The following is a 21,654-nucleotide window of genomic DNA, read 5'->3' as shown; positions in this document are numbered from 1 at the left end:
TGCGTAACCACCCTCCACAGCGGTGCACTGGTCCCATGCTGACAAGGATCGACCACATCGGGATCGCCTGCTTCGACCTCGACAAGACCGTCGAGTTCTACCGTGCCACGTACGGATTCGAGGTGTTCCACACCGAGATCAACGAAGAGCAGGGCGTCCGCGAGGCCATGCTCAAGATCAACGAGACCTCCGACGGCGGAGCCTCGTACCTCCAGCTCCTGGAGCCCACCCGCGAGGACTCCGCGGTGGGCAAGTGGCTGGCCAAGAACGGCGAGGGCGTGCACCACATCGCCTTCGGCACGGCGGACGTCGACGGCGACGCCGAGGCCATCCGCGGCAAGGGCGTCCGGGTCCTCTACGACGAGCCCCGGACCGGCTCCATGGGCTCCCGGATCACCTTCCTGCACCCCAAGGACTGCCACGGAGTCCTCACCGAACTGGTCACCAGCAACCCTGACCACTGATGTGCCCATTCCCCGGCCGGTAGAGTGGCACTGGCTCGGCCGGGGTTCGGTGCGGAGACGGGGTCGGGGCCCGAACCCCTGCCCCGGTATCTGACACCATTCCCCGGGGGCGTCGTTCAGCGGGCGAGCGATGCTCATTTGGGAGTGAGCTTGCGACCAGGGGACGGATGGGACCGCGCTGTGCGGGGCTACGAAAGCCAGGAGAGCCATCAGGCTGAAGCCGACCATCTCTCGCGCTTCGAAGCCGAGATGGAGCGGCTGAAGAAGGAGCGCGGGAAGGCCGTCCAGCACGCCGAGGACCTGGGGTACCAGGTCGAAGTGCTGCGCGCCAAGCTCCACGAGGTGCGCCGCAATCTCGCGTCCCGCCCCGCTTACGACGGTGCGGACATGGGGTACCAGGCGGAGCAGCTGCTTCGCAATGCCCAGATCCAGGCCGACCAGATGCGCTCCGACGCCGAGCGCGAGCTGCGCGACGCCCGGGCACAGACCCAGCGCATCCTCCAGGAGCACGCCGAACACCAGGCCCGCCTCCAGGCGGAGCTGCATTCCGAGGCCGTCAACCGGCGCCAGCGCCTGGACCAGGAGCTCAACGAGCGCCGCCAGACGGTCGAGGCGCACGTCAACGAGAACGTCGCCTGGGCCGAACAGCTGCGCGCCCGGACCGAGTCCCAGGCCCGCCGTCTCATGGACGAGTCCCGCGCCGAGGCCGAGCAGGCGCTGAACGCCGCCCGCGCCGAGGCCGCCCGGACCGTCGAGGAGGCCCGCCGACGGCTCGCCGCCGACGCGGAGGCCACCCGTGCCGACGCCGAGTCGACGCTGCTGCGCGCCCGCAAGGAGGCCGAGCGGCTGCTGTCCGCCGCCTCCGCGCAGGCCCAGGAGGCCACCGAGCACGCGGAACGGCTGCGCAGCAGCACCACCGCCGAGGCCGAGCAGACCCGGCAGCAGACCATGGACCTCGGCCGGGTGGCCGAGGCCCGCGTCCAGGAGGCCGACGGGGCGCTGCGTACCGCCCGCGCCGAGGCCGAGACCCTGCTCGCGGACGCCAAGGAGAGCGCGGCCCGCCAGCTCGCGTCGGCGGAGTCCGTCAACGAGCAGCGCACCCGCACCGCGAAGGAGCAGGTCGCCCGGCTGGTCGGCGAGGCCACCAAGGAGGCCGAGGTCCTCAAGGCCGAGGCCGAGCAGGCGCTGGCCGATGCCCGCGGGGAGGCGGAGCGGCTGCGCACGGAGGCCGGCGAGCAGGCCCGTACGGCCGCCGCCGAGGACACGGCGGCGCATCTGGCGAAGGCCGCCCGCACCGCCGAGGACGTACTGAACAAGGCCTCGGAGGACGCCCGGGCCACCACCCGCGCCGCGTCCGAGGAGGCCGAGCGGATCCGCCGCGAGGCGGAGGCCGAATCGGAGCGGCTGCGCGCGCAGGCGGCGGCCACCGCCGACGAGCTCAAGGGCGCGGCGAAGGACGACACCGAGGAGTACCGGGCCCGTACGGTCGAGCTCCAGTCGGAGGCCCGCCGGCTGCGCGGCGAGGCCGAGCAGCTGCGCGCGGAAGCCGTCGCCGAGGGCGAGCGCATCCGCGGGGAGGCCCGTCGCGAGGCGGTCCAGCAGATCGAGGAGGCGGCCCGTACCGCCGAAGAGCTGCTCGGCAAGGCCAAGTCGGACGCGGACGAGCTGCGCGGCGGCGCCACCGCCGAGAGCGAGCGGGTCCGCGCCGAGGCCGTGGAGCGGGCGACCACCCTGCGCCGGCAGGCCGAGGAGACCCTGGAGCGCACCCGGGCGGAGGCCGAGCGGCTGCGCGCCGAGGCCGAGGAGCAGGCCGGGACGATGGCCGCCGAGGCGGACGCGGCGGCCCGGGCCCGGCGCGAGGAGACCGAGCAGGCGCTGGCCGCGAAGCGGGCGGAGGCCGAGCACGAACTCGTACGCCTGCACACGGACGCCGAGGGCCGGCTGACGACGGCCGAGCAGACGCTGCGCGACGCCCGCGCGGCGGCGGAGGCCATCCGCAAGGAGACCTCCGAGGAGAACGACCGGCTGCGCGCCGAGTCGGCGGAGCGGATCCGTACCCTCCAGGCCCAGTCGGAGTCGGAGGCCGACCAGCTGCGCACGGAGGCCGCGGACGACGCCGGCCGGGTCCGCGCGGAGGCCGAGCAGGCTTCCGTACGGCTGCGCGCCGAGGCGGAGGCGGAGTCGGAGCGGCTGCGCACCGAGGCCCAGGAGACCGCGGACCGGCTGCGCGCGGAGGCCAAGGCCGCCGCCGAGCGGGTCGCGGCGGAGGCCGCGGAGGCCCTGGCCGCCGCCCAGGAGGAGGCCGCGCGGCGTCGCCGGGAGGCCGAGGAGACCCTGTCGGCGGCCCGTACGGACGCGGGCAACGAGCGGGCGCAGGCCCGCGAGCAGAGCGAGGAGCTGCTGGCGCAGGCCCGCAAGCGCTCGGAGGAGGCGCAGGCCGAGGCGGTCTGGCTGACCGAGGAGGCGGAGCGCCGCGCGTCGGAGCTGGTCGCGGCGGCCGAGACCACCGCCCAGCAGGTACGGGACTCCGTGGCCGGGCTGCACGAGCAGGCCGAGGAGGAGGTCGCCGGACTGCGCAGCGCGGCCGAGCACGCGGCGGAGCGCACGCGCACCGAGGCGGTGGAGGAGGCGGACCGGGTCCGCGCCGACGCCCACGCGGAGCGGGAGCGGGCGGCCGAGGACGCGGCCCGGGTGCGCAGCGAGGCCCGCGTCGAGACGGACGCGGCGAAGGCCCTGGCGGAGCGCACGGTCGGCGACGCGATCGGCGAGGCCGAGCAGCTGCGGGCCGACACGGCGGAGTACGCGCAGCGGGTGCGTACGGAGGCGACGGACGCCCTGGCGGCGTCCGAGCGCGACGCGGCGCGGACCCGGGCGGACGCCCGGGACGACGCGAACCGGATCCGCGGCGAGGCGGCCGAGTCCTTGGAGGCCTCGCGCGCCGAGGGCGGCCGGATCGTTTCCGAGGCCACCGCGGAGGCGGAGCGCCTCACCGAGGAGACCCTGACCGCGAACGCGGCCACGGTCGACGAGGCCCGGGCGGAGGCCGAGCGGCTCACCGCCGAGGCCGTGGGGGCGGCGGACGCCACCCGCGCCGAGGCGGCGGCCACCCTGGACGAGGCCCGCGCGGAGGGCAACCGGCTGCGCAGCGAGGCCGCCGAGCAGGCGGACCGGCTCATCACGGAGGCATCCGCCGAGGCGGAGCGGCTCACGGAGGAGACCCGCGCGGCGAACGCGGCGACGGTCGGCGAGGCGGAGGCCGCGGCCGAAGCCCTGCGCACCGAGGCGGCGCAGACCCTCGACGAGGCCCGCGCCGAGGCGAACCGGCTGCGCGGCGAGGCCGCCGAGCAGGCGGACCGGCTCATCATCGAGGCTTCGGCGGAGGCGGAGAAGCTCACGGCCCAGGCGGCGGAGACGCTGGCGGCGGCCGAGCGGGACTCCACGCGGATCCTGATCGACTCGCGCGCCGAGGGCGACCGGCTGGTCGAGGAGACCCGCGCGGCCAACGAGCTCACGGTCGGCGAGGCCGCGGCGGAAGCGGAGCGGCTGCGCACCGATGCCGCGCGGACGCTGGACGAGGCCCGTGCGGACGGCGGCCGGATCATCGGCGAGGCCACCGCGGAGGCGGAGCGCGTCACCATCGCGGCGAACGAGACCCTGGCGGGCGCCGAGCGGGACGCCGAGCAGACGCTCGACGAGGCCCGTACCGAGGCGGGCCGGCTCCGTACGGAGGCCGCCGAGCAGGCGGACCGGCTCATCACCGAAGCGACGTCCGAGGCGGAGAAGCTCACCGAGCAGACCCGCAAGGACAGCGAGCGCACGGTCGGCGAGGCCCGCGACGAGGCCGAACAGCTGCGCGCCGAGGCGGCGCAGGCACTGGCTTCGGCGCAGGAGCACGCGACGCGCACCCGTTCCGGGGCGGAGCGGGTCAAGTCGGAGGCGGCGACCGAGGCGGAGCGCACCCGCACGGAGGCGCGTACGGAGTCCGAGCGACTGCTGGACGAGGCCCGCGAGGCGGCCAACAAGCGCCGCAGCGAGGCCGCGGAGCAGGTCGACCGGCTCATCACGGAGGCCTCGGCGGAAGCCGACAAGCTCACCGCCGACGCGGGCCGGCAGGCCCTCGCGGCGACGACCGCCGCCGAGGAGCAGGCCGACGCGATGGTCGACGCGGCGCGCAAGGAGGCCGCGCGGATCACCTCGGAGGCGACCGTCGAGGGCAACTCCACGGTGGAGAAGGCCCGTACGGACGCCGACGAGCTGCTGGTCGGGGCGCGCACGGACGCGGCCGCCATAAGGGAGCGGGCGGAGGAGCTGCGGTCCCGGGTCGAGTCCGAGGTCGAGGAGCTGCACGAGCGGGCCCGCCGGGAGTCGGCGGAGCAGATGAAGTCGGCCGGCGAGCGCGTGGACAAGCTGGTGCGCGCGGCGACCGAGCAGAGCGTCGAGGCCGAGGCGAAGGCCAAGGAGCTGGTGTCGGACGCGAGCAGCGAGGCGAGCAAGGTCCGCATCGCCGCGGTGCGCAAGGCGGAGGCGCTGCTCAAGGAGGCCGAGCAGAAGAAGGCGGATCTGTCGCGGCAGGCCGAGCAGGCGCTCTCCGAGGCGAAGGCGGAGGCGGAGCGGCTGGTCGACGAGGGCCGTCGTGAGCTGGGGGTCCTGGTGCGCAGGCGCGAGGACATTCAGGCGGAGATCTCCCGTGTCCAGGACGTTCTTGAGGCGTTGGAATCATTCGAGGCACCTTCGGGTGGTGCGAAGCCCGCGGTGGGCGGCCAGGGCGCGGGGGGCGTGAAGGCCGGCGCGACAGCGGGCTCCACCCGTTCGGGTGGTAAGACGTCGGAGGGCTAGTCAGAACGCTGGGATGTGTGCTTCTGAAGGAGGTTCAGGCGGACGAGTGACAAGCATTCTGCCGCCTTGCCACTCAAAAGGGGTGTCATTGTCCAGGGCAAACCCGGATTGACTCGATGACACGCCGCCCGGGCGCCTAGGATTCCCCTTAACACCTCACGTAGCACCTCATCGGTCTCATTCGACAGGAACCCCATGAGCGACACTTCCTCCCCCTTCGGCTTCGAGCTCGTGCGGCGTGGTTACGACCGCGGTCAGGTGGACGACCGCATTACCAAGCTGGTCTCCGACCGCGACAGCGCACTTGGACGCATCAACTCTCTGGAAAAGCGGATCGAGGAGCTGCACCTCGAGACGCAGAACGCCCAGGCCCAGGTGAGCGACGCCGAGCCGTCGTACGCCGGCCTCGGTGCCCGGGTCGAGAAGATCCTCCGGCTGGCCGAGGAGGAGGCGAAGGACCTGCGCGAGGAGGCCCGTCGCGCCGCCGAGCAGCACCGGGAGCTGGCGGAGTCGGCCGCCCAGCAGGTGCGCAACGACGCCGAGTCGTTCGCGTCGGACCGCAAGTCGAAGGCGGAGGACGAGGGCGTCCGCATCGTCGAGAAGGCCAAGGGCGACGCCTCCACCCTGCGCGCCGAGGCCCAGAAGGACGCGGCCTCCAAGCGCGAGGAGGCCGACGCGCTGTTCGAGGAGACCCGCGCCAAGGCCGCCCAGGCCGCCGCGGACTTCGAGACCAACCTGGCCAAGCGGCGCGAGCAGTCCGAGCGCGACCTGGCCTCGCGTCAGCAGAAGGCCGAGAAGCGCCTCGCGGAGATCGAGCACCGCGCCGAGCAGCTGCGCCTGGAGGCGGAGAAGCTCCGTACGGACGCCGAGCGCCGGGCCCGCCAGACGGTGGAGACCGCGCAGCGCCAGGCCGAGGACATCGTCGCCGACGCCAACGCCAAGGCCGACCGGATCCGCAGCGAGTCCGAGCGCGAGCTGGCGGCGCTCACCAACCGCCGCGACTCGATCAACGCGCAGCTGACCAACGTCCGCGAGATGCTGGCGACGCTGACGGGTGCGGCCGTGGCGGCCGCCAACCCGATCGTCGACGACGAGCCGGTGACCCGCGGCGTGCCGGCGCAGCAGAGCCGCTAGTACGGACCGTTCGACGTTGGGCCGTACGTCACCCTTTTGAGGTGGCGTACGGCCCTTCGGCGTTCTAGCGTGGCCGCATGATCGAGCTTGAGGGCCTTACCAAACGATTCGGCGCCAAGACCGCCGTGGACAACCTCAGCTTCCAGGTCAGACCGGGGGTGGTCACCGGCTTCCTCGGCCCCAACGGGGCGGGGAAGTCCACGACCATGCGCATGATGCTCGACCTCGACAACCCGACCAGCGGTACGGTCCGGATCGACGGCAAGCACTACCGGGACCTGCCGGAGCCGCTGAAGTACATCGGGGCGCTGCTGGACGCGAAAGCCATGCACGGCGGTCGCAGCGCCTACAACAACCTTCTCTGCCTGGCCCAGTCGAACCGGATCCCGGAGCAGCGCGTCGCCGAGGTGCTGGACCTGGTCGGACTGACGGCCGTGGCGAAGAAGAAGTCGAAAGGATTTTCGCTCGGGATGGGCCAGAGGCTGGGAATCGCCTCTGCGCTGCTCGGTGATCCGGAGATCCTGATGTTCGACGAACCCGTCAATGGTCTGGACCCGGAGGGAATTCTCTGGATCCGAAATCTTATGAAGGGGCTGGCCGCAGAGGGAAGGACGATCTTCGTCTCCTCCCATCTGATGAGCGAAATGGCCCTGACGGCGGACCATTTGATCGTCATCGGACAGGGAAAGCTGCTGGCCGACCTGTCGATGTCTGATTTCATCCAGCAGAACTCGCGCAGTTACGTACGCGTGCGCTCGCCGCAGCAGGAGCGCCTCAAGGACGTCCTGCACGAGGCCGGGATCAACGCGATCAGCGTCCCGGCCACCGGTGTGCTGGAGATCGACGGCGTCGGGTCCGAGCAGCTCGGCGAGCTGGCCGCCCAGCACCAGATCGTGCTGCACGAACTCAGCCCGCAACGGGCTTCACTGGAGGAAGCGTTCATGCGCATGACGGCGGACTCCGTCGAATACCACGCCCACGCGCCGGGCACGCCCGCGCCGGGCGGTACGGCACCGGGTGGTCCGGGCGGCGCCCCCACCTGGGGCGCCGGATTCGACGCGACGCGCAAGGGCGGCGAGTGACCGTGTCCTCTTTCCCCGCGGTCCTCAACTCCGAGTGGACCAAGATCCGCACGGTCGCCTCCACGAGCTGGACCCTCGCCGTCGCCTTCCTCGCCACCGTCGGGTTCAGTGCCGCCTTCTGCGCCCTGGTCAACGCGAGCTTCGACAGCATGAACAACGTCGAGCGGGCCACGTTCGACCCCACCCTGCTGAGCTTCAGCGGGATGCAGTTCGGACAGCTGGCAATGATCGTCTTCGGGGTGATGGTGGTCAGCTCCGAGTACAGCACGGGCATGATCCGCACCTCGCTGGCCGCCGTACCCGGGCGCGCGGGCTTCCTGCTGGGCAAGCTCACCGTGGCCACGGCCCTGGCCCTGCTGGTCGGCCTGCTGACCAGCTTCGTGTCGTTCTTCCTCGGCCAGGCGATCCTGGGGGGCCACAGCATCGGGATCGGCGAGGACAACGTCCTGCGCGCGGTGGTCGGCGCCGGCGTGTACATGGCGCTCCTCGCCCTGTTCTCCATGGGCGTGGCCGCCATGCTGCGCAGCTCGGTCGCCTCGATCAGCATCCTGATCCCGTTCTTCCTGATCGTCTCGAACCTCCTCAGCGGATTCGAGGCGACCCGTAAGTACGGCCAGTACCTGCCCGACAAGGCGGGTTCCACGATCATGCAGACCGTGCCGGAGGCCATGGGCAGCCCCGAGACGCCCTACGGCCCCTGGGGCGGTCTCGGGATCATGGTCCTGTGGGTGCTGGCGGCCGTACTCGGCGGGTACCTGGTGCTCAAGAAGCGGGACGCGTGACGGACTGACGGCCCGCGGCGTCCCCCTCAGGACGGACGCCGCGGGTACTACGGGAGATCCCCGGGTCGGATCTCAGGGCTAGCTCAGGGATCCGGTCCGGGAGGGAACCGCAGGGGACTCGATATCCTCTTAAGGCTTACGCGGACGAGAGCCGTCCGGGCCTGGCAAGGGGCAGCACGATGATCGAGGCAGTCGGCCTGACCAAGCGCTTCGGCGCCAAGACCGCCGTCGACGCGTTGTCCTTCCAGGTCAAGCCGGGTCACGTCACCGGATTCCTGGGACCCAACGGCTCCGGCAAGTCCACCACCATGCGCATGATCGTCGGCCTGGACCGGCCCACGTCCGGGCAGGTCACGATCAACGGCCTCCCCTTCCGGGAGCTGCCCAACGCCCAGCGGCACGTCGGGGCCCTGCTCGACGCCAAGGCCGTGCACGGCGGCCGCCGGGCCCGTACGCACCTGCTGTCCATCGCCCAGCTCTCCGGGATCCCCGAGAAGCGGGTCGACGAGGTGCTGGGCGTGGTCGGGCTCCAGGACGCCGCCCGGCAGCGCACGAAGGGCTTCTCGCTCGGCATGGGGCAGCGGCTCGGCATCGCCACCGCCCTGCTCGGCGACCCGCAGGTGCTGCTCTTCGACGAGCCGGTCAACGGCCTCGACCCCGAGGGCATCCTCTGGGTCCGCAACCTGATGCGCCAGCTCGCCTCCGAGGGCCGCACCGTGTTCGTCTCCTCACACCTGATGAGCGAGATGGCGCTGACCGCCGACCACCTGATCGTGATCGGCCGGGGCCGGCTGCTGGCCGATATGAGCACCCAGGACTTCATCACGCACAACTCGGCCGGATTCGCCCGGGTCCGCGCGGCGGGCAACGGCCCCGACGGCCGGGTCACGCTGGGCGGCGCGCTGACCAAGGCGGGCGGCCGGGTCCTCCAGGAGCCCGACGGGGCGCTGCGGGTGACCGGGCTGGAGCTGCCCCGCATCAGCGACATCGCGCACGAGACCGGCGTACGGCTGTGGGAGCTCTCCCCGCACCGGGCCTCGCTGGAGGAGGCGTACATGCGGATGACCCAGTCCTCCGTCGAGTACACCTCCACCGACGACCCCCGCGCGGAGCTGTGGGAGCCCGAGCCGCCGAGCGTCGCGGACTGGGAGGAGGAGGCGCAGGCCCCCGTCGTCCCGGCGGAGACCGCGGCGAGCTTCTTCGCTCCCCCGCCGCCCGGATCCGGTGAGCGGCCCTTCCTGATGCCCGGCAGCGCCGCCGATCTCGCCTCCGCCGCCAAGAACAGTCCCGAGGACCTCCGATGACCACCACCCCCGGCGCGACCCCGGCCGCGACCCCCGCCGCGAGCGCGCGGCGGCCGGGCGGCGGCTACAGCTCGCCGCTGCCCACGCCGCGGCCCCACCTGGGGCACGCCCTGGCCTCGGAGTGGACCAAGCTGACCTCCGTGCGCTCCACCCTGTGGACGCTCGGCTCCCTCGTCGCCCTGGTCGTCGGCATCGGCATGCTCGCCGTGCTCCAGACCACCTCCCGCGACTACGAATCGATCCCGTTCCCCGCGCCCGCCCTGTTCGGCCTGATGATCGGCCAGATCGCGGTGATGGTGCTCGGGGTGCTGACGGTCTCCTCCGAGCACGGCACCGGCCTGATACGGACCACCTTCACGGCCTCCCCCGGGCGGCTGCGGGTGCTCACCGCGAAGTACCTGGTCTTCGGGACGGTCGCGTTCGGCGTCACCCTGGGGTCGGTGGCGTTCGTCGGCATCGCCGCCGCCCTCCTGCACAACGGCCCCGCGGCCGGGTACCACGGCTGGAGCGAGTGGGCGGGCGCGCTGGCCGGGTGCTTCTACGTCACCCTGCTGGGCGTCCTGGCGCTCGCCGTCGGGGCCCTCGTACGGCACTCGGCGGGCGGGATCGCGGTCATGCTCGGCGTGGTCACCATGCCGCCGGTGTTCGGGGCGATCATGACGCTGTGGCCCGTCAGCAAGGGCCTCGGCCTGGCCGTGGTCCGCTACAACGCCCCGATGGGGCTGATCCAGCTCTTCGGACTGCCGAACAGCGGCATGGACGGCAGCCCGACCCCGAACGACCTGGCCCAGCTGGGACTGCTGGTCCTGGTGACGGCGGCGGCCGTCGCGGCCTCGTACGGGGTGGTGGGCCGCCGCGACGTCTGAGGCTGCGACGTCTGAATACGTTCGGAACGCCGGCCGGGGTCAGTACTTCGGCGCGTTGCGGGACCGCTGCACCTTCGTGGTGCGGCGGTCCTTCGCGTTCCAGCAGGCCTTGTGCCAGTGCCGCCGGTCGTCCACGCCCCCGTACTCGGGCCAGGCCACCAGGTGCGGGGTGCCGGAGGGGATCTCCTGGTCGCAGCCGGGGCAGCGGTAGCGCTTCCCGGCCGCGCTGGCGCCCGCCACGTGGCGGACCTTCCACTCCTCGCCCTGGTACTCCTCGGTCCGCTCCAGCCCGTACCGGTCGAGGCCGGTGCTGGGTCGTTCGTCCGGAGTCTCGCCGCCCCTGGGGCGGTTGTGGCGCGGTGACACGTATACCTCACGAATGGGCGGCCGGCAGTGACTTTCTCCCAGACTACGCGCAGCGAGCCGGGGTACCCGCAGGGTTGCGGATGAAGGCTGCGGTCATACGAGAACTGGCCCGACAATCTCAATAACTTTCCTGACAGGCCGTGCCTTTGGCACGTGTCAGACGTTGTTGCCATCAGACGTTGATCCCATCAACGAGTCGGTCCACCTGGGGGAGGCCGCGTCAGCCGCGAGGAGGCTAAGGGCGATGCGCGTTGGAGCGTTTGTACTGGCGGCCCAGTTCCCGGGCCAGGGTCAGGGCGAGGCACTGCACCGGGCGGTGCGGACCGCCGAGGTGGCCGAGGAGGCCGGGCTGGACTCGGTCTGGCTCGCCGAGCACCATTTCGTGCCGTACGGGGTCTGCCCGTCGGCGGTGACCCTGGCGGCCCTGCTGCTGGGGCGGACCCGGCGGCTGCGGGTGGGCACGGCGGTGAGCGTGCTGCCGAACACCCACCCGGTGGCCCTCGGGGAGCAGGCTGCCCTGCTGCACGTCACCTCGGGCGGGCGGTTCACCCTCGGGGTGGGGCGGGGCGGGCCGTGGGTGGACCTGGAGGTGTTCGGGGGCGGCCTGGAGGCGTACGAGGCGGGCTTCCCGGAGGACCTGGACCTGCTGCGCCGCTGGCTGGCCGAGCCCCGGGTGGGCGCCGCCGGCGAGCGGTACGCCTTCCGCGAGGTGGCCGTCGTACCGTGTCCGGCCCAGGCGCTGGACGGGGACGGGACGGGGCCGGAAGTGATCGTCGCGTGCACCTCCCCGGCGTCGGTGCGGCTCGCCGCCGAGCGGGCGCTGCCGATGCTGCTGGGCATGCACTGCGGGGACGAGGAGAAGGCGGAGATGGTCGCGCTGTGGCGGCGGACCGCGCTGGAGGCGGGCCACTCCCCCGAGGCCGTACGGGCTGCCGGACACGTCTCGGCCGGGGTCTGCCAGCTGGCCGACCGTACCGTGGACGCCCGCGAGGCCCTGCTGAAGGCGATGCCGGGCTGGTTCCGGCAGGGCCTGGACGCCCATGTCACGGTGGACGGCCGGCAGCGCGCGATGCGCGACCCCGTCGCGTACACGGAGCTGCTGTGCGACCTGCATCCGGTCGGGAGCCCCACACTGGCGGCGGACCGCCTCGCGGCGACCTCGGAGCGCACCGGCATCACGCGGTTCGCCCTGCTGACGGAGGGGTCCGGGGACCTCGCCGCGACCGAGGAGAACGTCCGCCGCCTGGGCGCGGAGGTCATGCCGCTGCTGGGGTGAGGCGGGGTGCGGCCGGCACCGGACCAGGGCTGCCGCTCCGGTGTCAGTCGCACCTCCCGCGACACGGAGCGGCAGCGAAGTACGGGTCCTGCTAGCAGTCGCGGAGCTCCGGCGACTGGTTGAGCAGCTGGCCCCGGATCGAGGTGAACTTGGCCAGCCGGTCGTCCACCGAGGAATCCAGTGGGAACACCGCTACCCGGTGACAGTTCTGGAATGCCAGGCGCACCCCGAAGTGCCGCTGCAGCGCACCGCGTATCGCGTCACTCGCGAGCGCGCGCAGCAGCTGCCCACGGGCCTGCTCGTGCGGCGGAGGCGTCTGGTTGTCGGCGAACTGTCCGCCCTCAACCTCCAGCTGGGCCACCAACGAGCTGATCATCTCCCATGCGTAGGGCAGGGAGGTCCGGACGCAGTCGACGAAGGCGGCTTCGTCGACCTCGCCTCGCTCGGCCTGTTCGAGTAGGGCCGGTGAGACGTCGAGCGACATGGGTTCTCCTCTCGTGACCCCGGCGTTTGGGTTGCCGGAGTCTTACGGGCAGGGAAGGAGGTCGCGACGCAGCGTGCACGCTCGACAACCTCCCGCTCACCACGGTAGGCGCCCACCGGGTACCGCACCAGGAGAATGCGCATACAACGCGCCATCAGCGAACGGGGCTTTCAGGGGCGAATCGCGTGGAGGCCTTCTCGTCGAGTAGCGTTGCCGACCATGCGTCTCGTCATTGCCCGCTGCTCCGTCGACTACGCGGGCCGGCTCACCGCCCATCTGCCCTCGGCACCCCGTCTGATCCTCGTGAAGGCCGACGGCAGTGTCTCGATCCACGCGGACGACCGAGCGTACAAACCGCTCAACTGGATGTCGCCTCCGTGCACCCTCAAGGAGGGGAGCGGGGACGACGCGGGCGTCTGGACCGTCGTCAACAAGGCGGGCGAGAAGCTCATCATCACCATGGAGGAAGTCCTCCACGACTCCTCCCACGAGCTGGGCACCGACCCCGGGCTCATCAAGGACGGCGTCGAGGCGCACCTCCAGGAGCTGCTGGCCGACCGCATCGACACGCTCGGCGAGGGCTACACCCTGATCCGGCGCGAGTACATGACGGCGATCGGGCCCGTGGACATCCTGTGCCGGGACGCGGCGGGTGCGACGGTGGCGGTGGAGATCAAGCGGCGCGGCGAGATCGACGGCGTCGAGCAGCTCACCCGGTACCTGGAACTCCTCAACCGCGACCCGCACCTGGCTCCGGTCCGGGGCGTCTTCGCGGCCCAGGAAATCAAGCCGCAGGCACGGGTACTGGCCAATGACCGGGGCATGGACTGCGTGGTCCTCGACTACAACGCCATGCGCGGCATCGAGGACGACAAGCTCCGCCTGTTCTGATCCGATCCTTTCGACGCGCCGCTCGCGCGGCCCGGCGCCCCCGCACCCATCGGCTTTCCGGCCCCCTGAGCTCCGGCTCGGGGGGCCGTCGCCGTCCTGGCCCGCAGGGGGTCAGGCCGTTGCCGTCGGGGACTCGGCCGCCGTCGGGGACTGGGCGGCCGACGTGGAGGTGGTCGGGGGTGCCGGGGTCGTCGGCGGGGGCTGGGTCGGGGACGGGGGCGGCGAGGTCGGCGGGTCCGGGGAGACCGGCGGGGTCGGCTGCCGCGTGGTCGGCTTCGTCACGGGCGGGGTCGTCGGCGGCCGCTGCGGACCCGTCGTACGGGCCGGCGGGGTCGGCTGCCCGGTCTCCCCCGGACGCGGCGCGGGGGCGGCGGGGTCCGACGGCGACGCGGCCGACGGCGCGGCGGGCTCCGGTGCGGGATCGTTCCCGCTGTTCCCGGGCACCTGCGGCGGAACCACCGCCGGGGCGTCCGGGGTCGAGGACACGGCGGGGGCCGCCGGCTGCTCGGTGTCCCCCGACGCCAGCGACAGGCCGACGACCGTACCGAGCGCCACCACCGTGAGCGCGCCGGCGGCGGCCAGCAGCACCGTCTTGCGCCGCCCGCCCTGCTCGGGCTCCGGGCGGCGGGGCACCGGCGCGGGCGCGGGCTTCGGCTCCTGCGGGAACGCGTCCTCGAACACCTGGGACAGGGTCGTCGGCGTCATGGACGGCGCCGCCGTCGCCCCGATCAGCGGGGTGACCTGCGTGACGGCCTCCGCGGCCGGAGCGGGAGCCACGGCGGCGCCCGGCTTCACCACCGAGACCGGCGCAGGCACCGGCGCAGGCACCGGCGGAGTGATCGGCGGAGTGATCGGCGCAGCCGCCGGCAGGGCCACCGGCGAGACCGGCGCGGCGAGCGGCGGAGCCAGCCGCAGTGGCGGCGACACCTCCACGCCCAGCGCCTCCCGGTCGGTGACCAGTGCCAGGGCCCGCCGCCCCGCCACCGTCCCCCGCTTGTCCGCGAGCGCGCCCCGCAGACCTATGGAGGCCTCCAGCTCGGCCCGCGCCCGGTCCAGCCGCCCCTCGCACAGCGCGAGCACGCCCAGCTCGTGGTGGAAGTAGGCCTGTTCCGCGACCTCCCCCGCCTTCCGCGCGGCCTCCGCCCCCGCGCGCAGCACCCGCTCCCACGCCTCCCAGTGCAGGGAGGCCGCGAAGGCCGGCGCAGCCGTGCGGGCCAGGAGTACGGCGGCCACCACATCGGCCCCGGCCAGCGCGGTCAGCACCGCGTCGGCCTCCGCCGCGACCCGCTCCGGGGTCACCGAGGCGTGCCCGGTCCACCAGGCGTAGTGCCGGGCGGCGGTACGGGCCTCCTCGGCGGCGGTGTCCCCGTAGCCGGCCTCCTCCAGCTGCCGCGCGACCCCCGCCGCGAGCCGGTACCGGGGTCCGACGGCGGTGATCAGCCCGCAGCCCAGCAGTTCCGCGACGGCGGAGTCGGCGTGCGTGTCCCCCACCAGTGCGGGCAGGTGCGCGTGGTGCGGGAGTTCCCCGCCCAGGGCGCAGGCGATCCGCAGGGCGGCCCGGGCCGACTCGCTGACCCGGGAGGCCAGCAGTTCGGCGGGCGCCGCGCCCTCGGCGAGGCTGGGCAGCGGCACGTGGGCGGGGTCGCGGGGGCGTTCGTCGAAGACGCCGGGTTCCTCGTCCTCGTCGGCGGCGGCGATCCCGTTGAGCTCGTCGCGCTGCCGCAGCAGGGCGGCGGCCTGTACGAAGCGCAGCGGCAGCCCCTCCGAGGCGAACCGCAGGTCGCCCGCCCAGGCGGTCTCCTCCTCGGTCAGCGGCCTGCCGGTGCCCGCCTCCAGCAGCAGCACGCAGTCGGCCCGTCCGAGCCCGCCGAGGAAGACCTCCTCCAGGTGGGAGTCGTCGGAGGGGGCCTTGGCCTCGGGGGTGGCGGCGAGCAGGTAGGCGCACTCGGGGGTGGCGCGCAGCAGCTCGTCGAGGGCGGGGCCGCCCAGCTCCAGGTCGTCGAGGAGGACGATGGCACCGATCCCGGCGGCCCGCGCGAGGAGTTCCGTACGGTCGGGGCGCAGGTCGGGGGCGTCGTACACGGCGGCGTACAGGGAGTGCAGGAGTTCCGCCGGCTGCTGCACTCCGTAGCCGCTGAGCCGGACGACGCCGTCGGGGGCGAGTCCGGCGCAGGCCCTGGCGACCACGTCGAGGAGGGCGGAACGGCCGGATCCGGCGGGCCCGGTGAGGCGTACGGAGCGGCCGCGTCCCAGCAGCCGGACGATCCGGTCCCGCTCCTCGGCGCGTTCCAGCAGCGGCCGGGCGGGCGGCGGCGGTCCGGGGAGTACGGGAGGTCGTGCGGCGGCGTCCCGGGCGGCGCGGGAGGCCGCGTCGCGCCGGGCGGGGCGGCGGCCGGAGCCCGCGACGGCGGGCCGCTGGGGCTCGATCTCGCTGCCGTCGACGGGGTTGACGGTGAGGCTGAAGTCCCCGGCGGTCAGGGTCACGATCCGCGCGGGCCCGGGCCCGGCGCCTCCCCCCGGGGGCATCGGCTGCCCGCCCGGGCCGGGCTGTCCCTGCGTGCGGTCCGTACCGTCCATGACCAAGTCCCCCGATCGCGTCGCGCGCGCCGTCGCCGCCGTCATTACGCCCGGCCTTCGCTCACGCCGCTGTCGCTACTGGTCCGGTTTCCGCCCGAACCCTAGACCGTGGCCGGTCGCGCGGGAACCGCAGGGGTGCCTTCACCACCGGACCGTTACGTTTCCTCCGGATACGCCCGGGACGGTACGGAACTCAGTCCTTGCGGCCTGTGACGGCCACGGTGACGCCGAGGCCGATCATCGCGAGCCCGCCGGTCCCGCCCACCATGGACAGCCTGCGCGGCGATCGGGCGAACCAGCCGCGGGTGGTGGCCGCGACCAGTCCCCAGGCGCTGTCGGAGACGATCGCGATGAGGTTGAAGACGAGGCCGAGCTCCAGCATCTGGAGGGTGACGTGTCCGGCGACGCGGTCCACGAACTGGGGCAGCACGGCCGCGAAGAAGACGATGGTCTTCGGGTTGGCGACGCCCACCGCGAAGCCCTCGGCGAGGGTCCGCACGCTGCCGTGCGCCACCGGGGCGTCCCCGTCGAAGGCCTCCCGCGGGGATCCGCGCTGCCGGAACGCCTTGACGCCCAGGTACACCAGGTACGCGGCGCCGATCAGCTTCAGCGTGGTGAAGACGAGCACCGAGCGCTCGACGACGGCTCCGACGCCGAGCGCCACGGCCACGACGAGCACGTACGCCCCGAGCGTGTTCCCGGCGACCGTGGTCAGCGCGGCGCGGCGGCCCTGCGCCAGGGCGCGGCCGATCACGAACAGCACGCTGGGGCCGGGGATCACGATCAGCAGGGCGGACATGGCCGCGAAGGCCAGGAGTCGGTCGGTGGACACCATGGGCCCATGAAAGCCGACGCCGTCCCCCGCCCGCAGCCGCTTTTACACCCGGGGCAGGGACTCCGCTTCCAGTCCGCCCTCGATCGCGAGGATCCGGTGCAGCCGGGTGGCCACGAGGAGCCGCTGCATCCGGTCGGGCACCCCGCGCAGGACGAGGCGCCGGCCGGTGCGGCCGGCCCGCCGGTGGGCTCCCATGATCACGCCGAGTCCGGTCGCGTCCCAGGAGTCCAGTCCGGTCAGGTCGAGCACGAGGTCACCGTGGCCGTCGTCGAGGGCGGTGTGCAGGACCGTACGGGCGTCCGCCGCGCTGCGCACGTCGAGGCGACCCCCGACCGCGAGTTCGGCGTGGTCGCCCCTGATGTGCATGTGTGCTCCCCGGCTGTCCGGCTGTACTGCTTGCGTGTGGTCCGACTGTTCCGTGGTCGGCAACTCTCACTGCATCTGACTGCCTCGCGGGCAGGGAAGTTGCCGACTGTGAGCGAACCGATACCTAATTCACCCCGTAGGGTGCGGAGATTCGAACGGTCGTGCTCAGTGCTTGTAGAAGCCCTGCCCGCTCTTGCGGCCGATGTCGCCCGCGTCGACCATGCGGCGCATCAGCTCCGGCGGCGCGAACTTCTCGTCCTGCGACTCGGTGTAGATGTTGCTGGTGGCGTGCAGCAGGATGTCGACGCCGGTGAGGTCGGCGGTGGCCAGCGGCCCCATCGCGTGCCCGAAGCCGAGCTTGCAGGCGATGTCGATGTCCTCGGCGGAGGCGACGCCCGATTCGTACAGCTTCGCGGCCTCGACGACCAGCGCGGAGATCAGACGGGTCGTCACGAACCCGGCGACGTCGCGGTTGACGACGATGCAGGTCTTGCCGACCGACTCGGCGAACGCGCGGGTGGTGGCGAGGGTCTCGTCACTCGTCTTGTAGCCGCGCACCAGCTCGCAGAGCTGCATCATCGGGACGGGCGAGAAGAAGTGCGCGCCGACGACCCGCTCCGGACGCTTCGTCACGGCCGCGATCTTGGTGATCGGGATGGCGGAGGTGTTGGAGGCGAGCACCGCGTCCTCGCGCACCAGGTCGTCCAGGGTGCGGAAGATCTCGTGCTTGACCTCGAGCTTCTCGAAGACCGCCTCGACGACGATGTCCACGTCCGCGACCGCGTCGAGGTCGGTGGTCGTCGTGATCCGGGCGAGGGCCGCCTCGGCGTCCTCGGCCGTCATCTTGCCCTTGGCCACGAACCGGTCGTACGAGGCCTTGATGCCGTCCGTGCCACGCGTCAGGGCGGCGTCGGTGACGTCCCGCAGGACGACGTCCCAACCTGCCTGAGCGGAGACCTGAGCGATCCCGGAACCCATCAGTCCAGCACCGATGACGGCGAGCTTCCCAGCCACTGCACACCCCTCGTTTCCCATACGGCCCAGTCTCATGGCCCCTCCGGCGGAGACTAGCGCCAGTGAGGGACGGTGTGACCGCGAAGTAACACGCGTCACGTCTCAGATGACGGACATCACACCGGTACGGCCCAGCAGTGCGCGGGCCGCCCGCAGTTGGCCCGCACTACCCTGGCCGCATGGTGAACCTGACGCGTATCTACACCCGTACCGGCGACAAGGGCACGACCGCCCTGGGGGACATGAGCCGTACGCAGAAGACCGACCTGCGCATCTCGGCGTACGCGGATGCCAACGAGGCCAACGCCGCGATCGGGACGGCCATCGCGCTGGGGGCGCTGCCGCAGGAGGTCGTGAAGGTCCTGGTACGCGTGCAGAACGACCTCTTCGACGTGGGCGCCGACCTGTGCACCCCGGTCGTGCGGGACCCGCAGTACCCGCCGCTGCGCGTGGAGCAGTTCTACATCGACAAGCTGGAGGCGGACTGCGACCTCTTCAACGAGGAGCTGGAGAAGCTGCGCAGCTTCATCCTCCCCGGCGGCACGCCCGGCGCGGCCCTGCTGCACCAGGCCTGCACCGTGGTCCGGCGTGCCGAGCGTTCGACGTGGTCGGCGCTGGAGGTGCACGGCGAGGTCATGAACCCGCTGACGGCCACCTACCTCAACCGCCTCTCCGACCTCCTCTTCATCCTGGCGCGCACCGCCAACAAGGAGGCCGGGGACGTCCTGTGGGTGCCCGGCGGCGAGCGCTAGGGAAGGCCTAACCGCGGGCCGCCGGTTCGCCGTCGCGGGCCGGGGTGGTCTCCGGGGCCTTGCGCGGCCAGATCGTGTAGGTCGCGGCGATCAGCCCCTGGATGCCGAGGATCCGCAGGGCGGTGAACTGCCACGCCTGGAGGCTGCCGGTGTCGGCGGCGTCGCCTACGTACCAGATGCCGGCCTGGAGCAGGGCGAGCGCGACGGCCGCCCCGGCCAGGCTCCGCGCCCACAGCTTCCACTCGTGAACGGCGCGTGCCTTGCCGTACTTCGGGCCGGGGGGCTTCGGACCGTCGCCGAAGCGGTACGCCGCGTGCCCGTCGAGCCACTTCACGGTGTAGTGGCCGTAGCCGACGGTGTAGCCGATGTAGAGGGCGGCGAGCCCGTGCGTCCAGCCGGGTTCGCCCCCGTTCTTGAGGTCCACGCAGGTGGCGACCAGCAGGGTCAGCTCCAGCAGCGGCTCGCACAGCAGGACCGCGGCGCCGAGCCTCGGTTTCCGGGCGAGGTAGCGCAGGCCCAGTCCGAGGGCCAGCAGCACCCAGAATCCGACCTCGCAGGCGATGACAAGGGCGACGAGCACGGCGCAGGCTCCGTTCACGGCGGCGGGGTGTGGGTTCTCTTCCAGGTTGGCGGCCGCCGGGCGCCGCCACCTCGTCGCCAGTGACGAAAGAGGACTGCACCCTTCGATGTACCGGTGCCTCCGACCCCGCGCCGAGGCCCCGGCGCCACGGACCCTGTTGGATGGGACCGTGCTCCCGAAGATCCCTCCCCCGCACCGCGACGACGTCCTGCTCGCGGTGGTCAGCGTGCTCGCCGGCCTGTTGCTCTGGTCGCTCGGGGTGTACAGCTCCGGCCAGCGGCACTTCCTGCCCGACTGGGCGGCGCTGGTCCCGCTGGTGGTGCTCGGGTCGCTGGAGCTGGTGCGCCGTACGCTGCCGAACCTCATCCTGGCCGTCGGCACGATCGGCGTGATCGCGGACCAGTTCACGGTGGGCAGCCTCGCCACCGTCGTGATCTTCACCGACCTGATGTACGCGGCGGTGGTCTACGGCAAGCCCTCCATGGCCCGCCGGCTGCCGGTCAGCACCGGCCTGATCACCCTCGTCGTCACCATCGCGGCCCTGGCCTGGCTGCGCACCCCGCAGGCCCTGCTGATCGGCGTGGTCACCGGCATCGTCAGCTTCGCCCCCGCCCTGACCGGCGCCACCCTGCGCAACCACCGCGAGGCCGCGGTGGCCGCCCGGCTGCGCGCCGAGCAGACGGCGCTGCTGGCCGAGATGGACCGTACGCAGGCGGTGGCCGCCGAGCGCGCCCGGATGGCCCGCGAGCTCCACGACATGGTGGCCAACCACCTCTCGGCGATCGCCATCCACTCGACCGCCGCGCTGTCCATCGACTCCCCCGCCACCAGCCGCGAGGCCCTGGGGGTGATCCGCGAGAACAGCGTCCAGGGGCTGGCCGAAATGCGCCGGCTGATCGGTCTGCTGCGCGAGGCGGGAGCCGGGGAGGAGGCGGTGGCCGTGCCTTCGCTGGACGGGCTGGAGGCCCTGGTCGGGCAGGCCCGTACGAACGGGGCGGCGAGCGGGCTGGACTTCGTACTGCTCGACGCGCGGGAGCCCGGGCCGCCGCTGCCGGCCCCGGTCGAGCTCGCGGCGTACCGGATCGTGCAGGAGTCGCTGACCAACGCCCTCAAGCACGCCGCCCCGGGCACGGTCACGGTGCGGGTGGGCCGCGACGACGACGGGCTGCTGACCGTGGAGGTGGACTCCCCGTACGGGGACCGGTCCGGCCCCCGCGCTCCCGGCTCCGGGGCGGGGCTGATCGGCATGCGGGAACGGACGGAACTGCTCGGCGGTACGTTCACGGCGGGTCCCGCCGGGGCCGTCTGGCAGGTGCGGGCGGCCTTGCCCGCGGAGGAGAGAGCGGTGCGGGTATGACCATCAGGGTCGTGGTGGCCGAGGACCAGAGCGCCGTACGGGCGGGCCTCGTGCTGATCCTGCGCAGCGCGGGGGACATCGAGGTGGTGGGCGAGGCGGCCGACGGCGAGGAGGCGGTGCGCCTGGCCCGCGAGCTGCGGCCGGATCTGGTCCTCATGGACGTGCAGATGCCGCGTCTGGACGGGGTTTCGGCCACTCGCCAGGTGGTCGGAGAGGGGCTGGCCGACGTCCTCGTGCTGACCACCTTCGACCTGGACGAGTACGTGTTCGGGGCGCTGCGCGCGGGCGCCGCGGGCTTCCTGCTGAAGGACGCGGACGCGGCGGAGCTGATCGCCGGGGTGCGGACGGTGGCGCGCGGCGAGGGGATGATCGCCCCGGCGGTGACCCGTCGGCTGATCGCCGAGTTCGCCGCTCCGCGGGCGGTACGGAGCCCCGTGCGCCCGGCGGCGGCCGCGGCGGTGGACTCGCTGACGCGGCGCGAGCGGGAGGTGCTCGGCGCGCTGGGCGAGGGTCTGTCGAACGCGGAGATCGCGGTCCGGCTGGAGATGGCGGAGGCGACGGTGAAGACGCACGTCAGCAGGCTGCTGGGCAAGCTGGGGCTGCGCAGTCGGGTCCAAGCGGCGGTACTGGCACAGGAGTTGGGCATCTAGACCGGTAGCGGAGGTGAGGTCTGGACCTCTTGACGCTT

Annotated in this window: 19 protein-coding genes; 12 read left to right on the top strand and 7 right to left on the bottom strand. The window is 72.9% G+C overall.

Annotated features, from left to right (window positions below; all coding sequences use genetic code 11):
• Positions 1-35: 35 nt before the first annotated feature.
• The 7 genes from mce to ACFV0Q_RS08650 all read left to right on the top strand — a co-directional run bounded on the left by mce (position 36) and on the right by ACFV0Q_RS08650 (position 10,468).
• Positions 36-464 (top strand): methylmalonyl-CoA epimerase, encoded by a 429-nt coding sequence (gene mce / locus ACFV0Q_RS08680; RefSeq protein WP_385002531.1) that lies wholly within the window; start codon positions 36-38, stop codon positions 462-464.
• 180 nt (positions 465-644) lie between these two features.
• Positions 645-5,300: a polarized growth protein Scy gene (scy, locus tag ACFV0Q_RS08675; RefSeq protein ID WP_385002528.1), complete on the top strand. Its 4,656-nt coding sequence runs from the start codon at positions 645-647 to the stop codon at positions 5,298-5,300.
• Positions 5,301-5,495: 195 nt separating this feature from the next.
• Positions 5,496-6,434, top strand: coding sequence for a cellulose-binding protein (locus ACFV0Q_RS08670; protein ID WP_385002525.1), 939 nt, complete (start codon positions 5,496-5,498; stop codon positions 6,432-6,434).
• Positions 6,435-6,511: 77 nt separating this feature from the next.
• Positions 6,512-7,516 (top strand): ABC transporter ATP-binding protein, encoded by a 1,005-nt coding sequence (locus ACFV0Q_RS08665; protein WP_385002522.1) that lies wholly within the window; start codon positions 6,512-6,514, stop codon positions 7,514-7,516.
• 2 nt (positions 7,517-7,518) lie between these two features.
• Positions 7,519-8,298, top strand: coding sequence for an ABC transporter permease subunit (locus ACFV0Q_RS08660; protein WP_385002519.1), 780 nt, complete (start codon positions 7,519-7,521; stop codon positions 8,296-8,298).
• A 179-nt stretch (positions 8,299-8,477) separates the two neighbouring features.
• Positions 8,478-9,602 (top strand): ABC transporter ATP-binding protein, encoded by a 1,125-nt coding sequence (locus tag ACFV0Q_RS08655; protein WP_385002517.1) that lies wholly within the window; start codon positions 8,478-8,480, stop codon positions 9,600-9,602.
• The gene (locus tag ACFV0Q_RS08650) at positions 9,599-10,468 is read left to right on the top strand and encodes an ABC transporter permease (RefSeq protein ID WP_385002514.1); all 870 of its coding nucleotides are present in this window, start codon (positions 9,599-9,601) and stop codon (positions 10,466-10,468) included. Before ACFV0Q_RS08655 ends, ACFV0Q_RS08650 begins: the two co-directional genes overlap by 4 nt.
• A gap of 39 nt (positions 10,469-10,507) precedes the next feature.
• Here the strand turns inward: ACFV0Q_RS08650 and ACFV0Q_RS08645 are convergent, their stop codons facing one another.
• Positions 10,508-10,834 (bottom strand): ATP/GTP-binding protein, encoded by a 327-nt coding sequence (locus ACFV0Q_RS08645; RefSeq protein WP_266573911.1) that lies wholly within the window; start codon positions 10,832-10,834, stop codon positions 10,508-10,510.
• Between the two features lie 244 nt (positions 10,835-11,078).
• Between ACFV0Q_RS08645 and ACFV0Q_RS08640 the strand changes: the two genes are divergently transcribed.
• The gene (locus ACFV0Q_RS08640) at positions 11,079-12,110 is read left to right on the top strand and encodes an LLM class flavin-dependent oxidoreductase (RefSeq protein ID WP_385002511.1); all 1,032 of its coding nucleotides are present in this window, start codon (positions 11,079-11,081) and stop codon (positions 12,108-12,110) included.
• 91 nt (positions 12,111-12,201) lie between these two features.
• Here ACFV0Q_RS08640 and ACFV0Q_RS08635 read toward each other — a convergent pair whose 3' ends face one another.
• Positions 12,202-12,594 carry an SCO5389 family protein gene (locus ACFV0Q_RS08635; protein WP_385002508.1) on the bottom strand — a complete coding sequence of 131 codons (393 nt, stop codon included), beginning with the start codon at positions 12,592-12,594 and terminating at the stop codon, positions 12,202-12,204.
• A 219-nt stretch (positions 12,595-12,813) separates the two neighbouring features.
• Here ACFV0Q_RS08635 and nucS point away from each other — a divergent pair, with 219 nt between their 5' ends.
• A complete protein-coding gene (gene nucS / locus ACFV0Q_RS08630) occupies positions 12,814-13,485 on the top strand; it encodes an endonuclease NucS (protein ID WP_385002505.1) in 672 nt (223 codons plus the stop codon).
• Positions 13,486-13,596: 111 nt separating this feature from the next.
• On the opposite strand, the gene ACFV0Q_RS08625 is transcribed toward nucS, so the two are convergent.
• The 4 genes from ACFV0Q_RS08625 to ACFV0Q_RS08610 form a co-directional block, all read right to left on the bottom strand.
• The gene (locus tag ACFV0Q_RS08625; protein ID WP_385002502.1) at positions 13,597-16,062 is read right to left on the bottom strand and encodes an ATP-binding protein; all 2,466 of its coding nucleotides are present in this window, start codon (positions 16,060-16,062) and stop codon (positions 13,597-13,599) included.
• 193 nt (positions 16,063-16,255) lie between these two features.
• Positions 16,256-16,897, bottom strand: a complete 642-nt coding sequence (locus tag ACFV0Q_RS08620) for a LysE family translocator (RefSeq protein WP_385002499.1) — start codon at positions 16,895-16,897, stop codon at positions 16,256-16,258.
• 42 nt (positions 16,898-16,939) lie between these two features.
• Complete coding sequence (locus ACFV0Q_RS08615; protein WP_125603340.1) at positions 16,940-17,263, bottom strand: STAS domain-containing protein; 324 nt, start codon at positions 17,261-17,263, stop codon at positions 16,940-16,942.
• Positions 17,264-17,428: 165 nt separating this feature from the next.
• Positions 17,429-18,277 carry a 3-hydroxyacyl-CoA dehydrogenase family protein gene (locus ACFV0Q_RS08610; RefSeq protein WP_030235820.1) on the bottom strand — a complete coding sequence of 283 codons (849 nt, stop codon included), beginning with the start codon at positions 18,275-18,277 and terminating at the stop codon, positions 17,429-17,431.
• A gap of 179 nt (positions 18,278-18,456) precedes the next feature.
• Here ACFV0Q_RS08610 and ACFV0Q_RS08605 point away from each other — a divergent pair, with 179 nt between their 5' ends.
• Complete coding sequence (locus ACFV0Q_RS08605; RefSeq protein WP_385002494.1) at positions 18,457-19,029, top strand: cob(I)yrinic acid a,c-diamide adenosyltransferase; 573 nt, start codon at positions 18,457-18,459, stop codon at positions 19,027-19,029.
• A gap of 7 nt (positions 19,030-19,036) precedes the next feature.
• Here ACFV0Q_RS08605 and ACFV0Q_RS08600 read toward each other — a convergent pair whose 3' ends face one another.
• Positions 19,037-19,609: a hypothetical protein gene (locus tag ACFV0Q_RS08600; protein ID WP_385002491.1), complete on the bottom strand. Its 573-nt coding sequence runs from the start codon at positions 19,607-19,609 to the stop codon at positions 19,037-19,039.
• A gap of 157 nt (positions 19,610-19,766) precedes the next feature.
• Between ACFV0Q_RS08600 and ACFV0Q_RS08595 the strand changes: the two genes are divergently transcribed.
• Both ACFV0Q_RS08595 and ACFV0Q_RS08590 read left to right on the top strand, forming a co-directional pair.
• Positions 19,767-20,966, top strand: coding sequence for a sensor histidine kinase (locus ACFV0Q_RS08595; RefSeq protein ID WP_385002489.1), 1,200 nt, complete (start codon positions 19,767-19,769; stop codon positions 20,964-20,966).
• Positions 20,963-21,616 (top strand): response regulator, encoded by a 654-nt coding sequence (locus ACFV0Q_RS08590; RefSeq protein ID WP_385002486.1) that lies wholly within the window; start codon positions 20,963-20,965, stop codon positions 21,614-21,616. The genes ACFV0Q_RS08595 and ACFV0Q_RS08590 overlap by 4 nt, the downstream gene beginning before the upstream one ends.
• Positions 21,617-21,654 lie beyond the last annotated feature (38 nt).

The sequence above is a fragment of the Streptomyces sp. NPDC059564 genome (assembly GCF_042735575.1).
GTDB lineage: Bacteria > Actinomycetota > Actinomycetes > Streptomycetales > Streptomycetaceae > Streptomyces.
The sequence above is the reverse complement of the archived record's forward strand: the minus strand, read 5'-3'. Positions and strand labels throughout refer to the sequence as shown.

What these genes read in the sequence shown, in the direction of transcription:
- mce (WP_385002531.1), top strand. Translation starts at nt 36, where the DNA reads ATGCTGACAAGGATCGACCACATCGGGATCGCCTGCTTCGACCTCGAC.
- ACFV0Q_RS08670 (WP_385002525.1), top strand. Translation starts at nt 5,496, where the DNA reads ATGAGCGACACTTCCTCCCCCTTCGGCTTCGAGCTCGTGCGGCGTGGT.
- ACFV0Q_RS08665 (WP_385002522.1), top strand. Translation starts at nt 6,512, where the DNA reads ATGATCGAGCTTGAGGGCCTTACCAAACGATTCGGCGCCAAGACCGCC.
- ACFV0Q_RS08655 (WP_385002517.1), top strand. Translation starts at nt 8,478, where the DNA reads ATGATCGAGGCAGTCGGCCTGACCAAGCGCTTCGGCGCCAAGACCGCC.
- ACFV0Q_RS08650 (WP_385002514.1), top strand. Translation starts at nt 9,599, where the DNA reads ATGACCACCACCCCCGGCGCGACCCCGGCCGCGACCCCCGCCGCGAGC.
- ACFV0Q_RS08640 (WP_385002511.1), top strand. Translation starts at nt 11,079, where the DNA reads ATGCGCGTTGGAGCGTTTGTACTGGCGGCCCAGTTCCCGGGCCAGGGT.
- ACFV0Q_RS08635 (WP_385002508.1), bottom strand. Translation starts at nt 12,594, where the DNA reads ATGTCGCTCGACGTCTCACCGGCCCTACTCGAACAGGCCGAGCGAGGC.
- nucS (WP_385002505.1), top strand. Translation starts at nt 12,814, where the DNA reads ATGCGTCTCGTCATTGCCCGCTGCTCCGTCGACTACGCGGGCCGGCTC.
- ACFV0Q_RS08625 (WP_385002502.1), bottom strand. Translation starts at nt 16,062, where the DNA reads ATGGACGGTACGGACCGCACGCAGGGACAGCCCGGCCCGGGCGGGCAG.
- ACFV0Q_RS08620 (WP_385002499.1), bottom strand. Translation starts at nt 16,897, where the DNA reads ATGGTGTCCACCGACCGACTCCTGGCCTTCGCGGCCATGTCCGCCCTG.
- ACFV0Q_RS08615 (WP_125603340.1), bottom strand. Translation starts at nt 17,263, where the DNA reads ATGCACATCAGGGGCGACCACGCCGAACTCGCGGTCGGGGGTCGCCTC.
- ACFV0Q_RS08605 (WP_385002494.1), top strand. Translation starts at nt 18,457, where the DNA reads ATGGTGAACCTGACGCGTATCTACACCCGTACCGGCGACAAGGGCACG.
- ACFV0Q_RS08590 (WP_385002486.1), top strand. Translation starts at nt 20,963, where the DNA reads ATGACCATCAGGGTCGTGGTGGCCGAGGACCAGAGCGCCGTACGGGCG.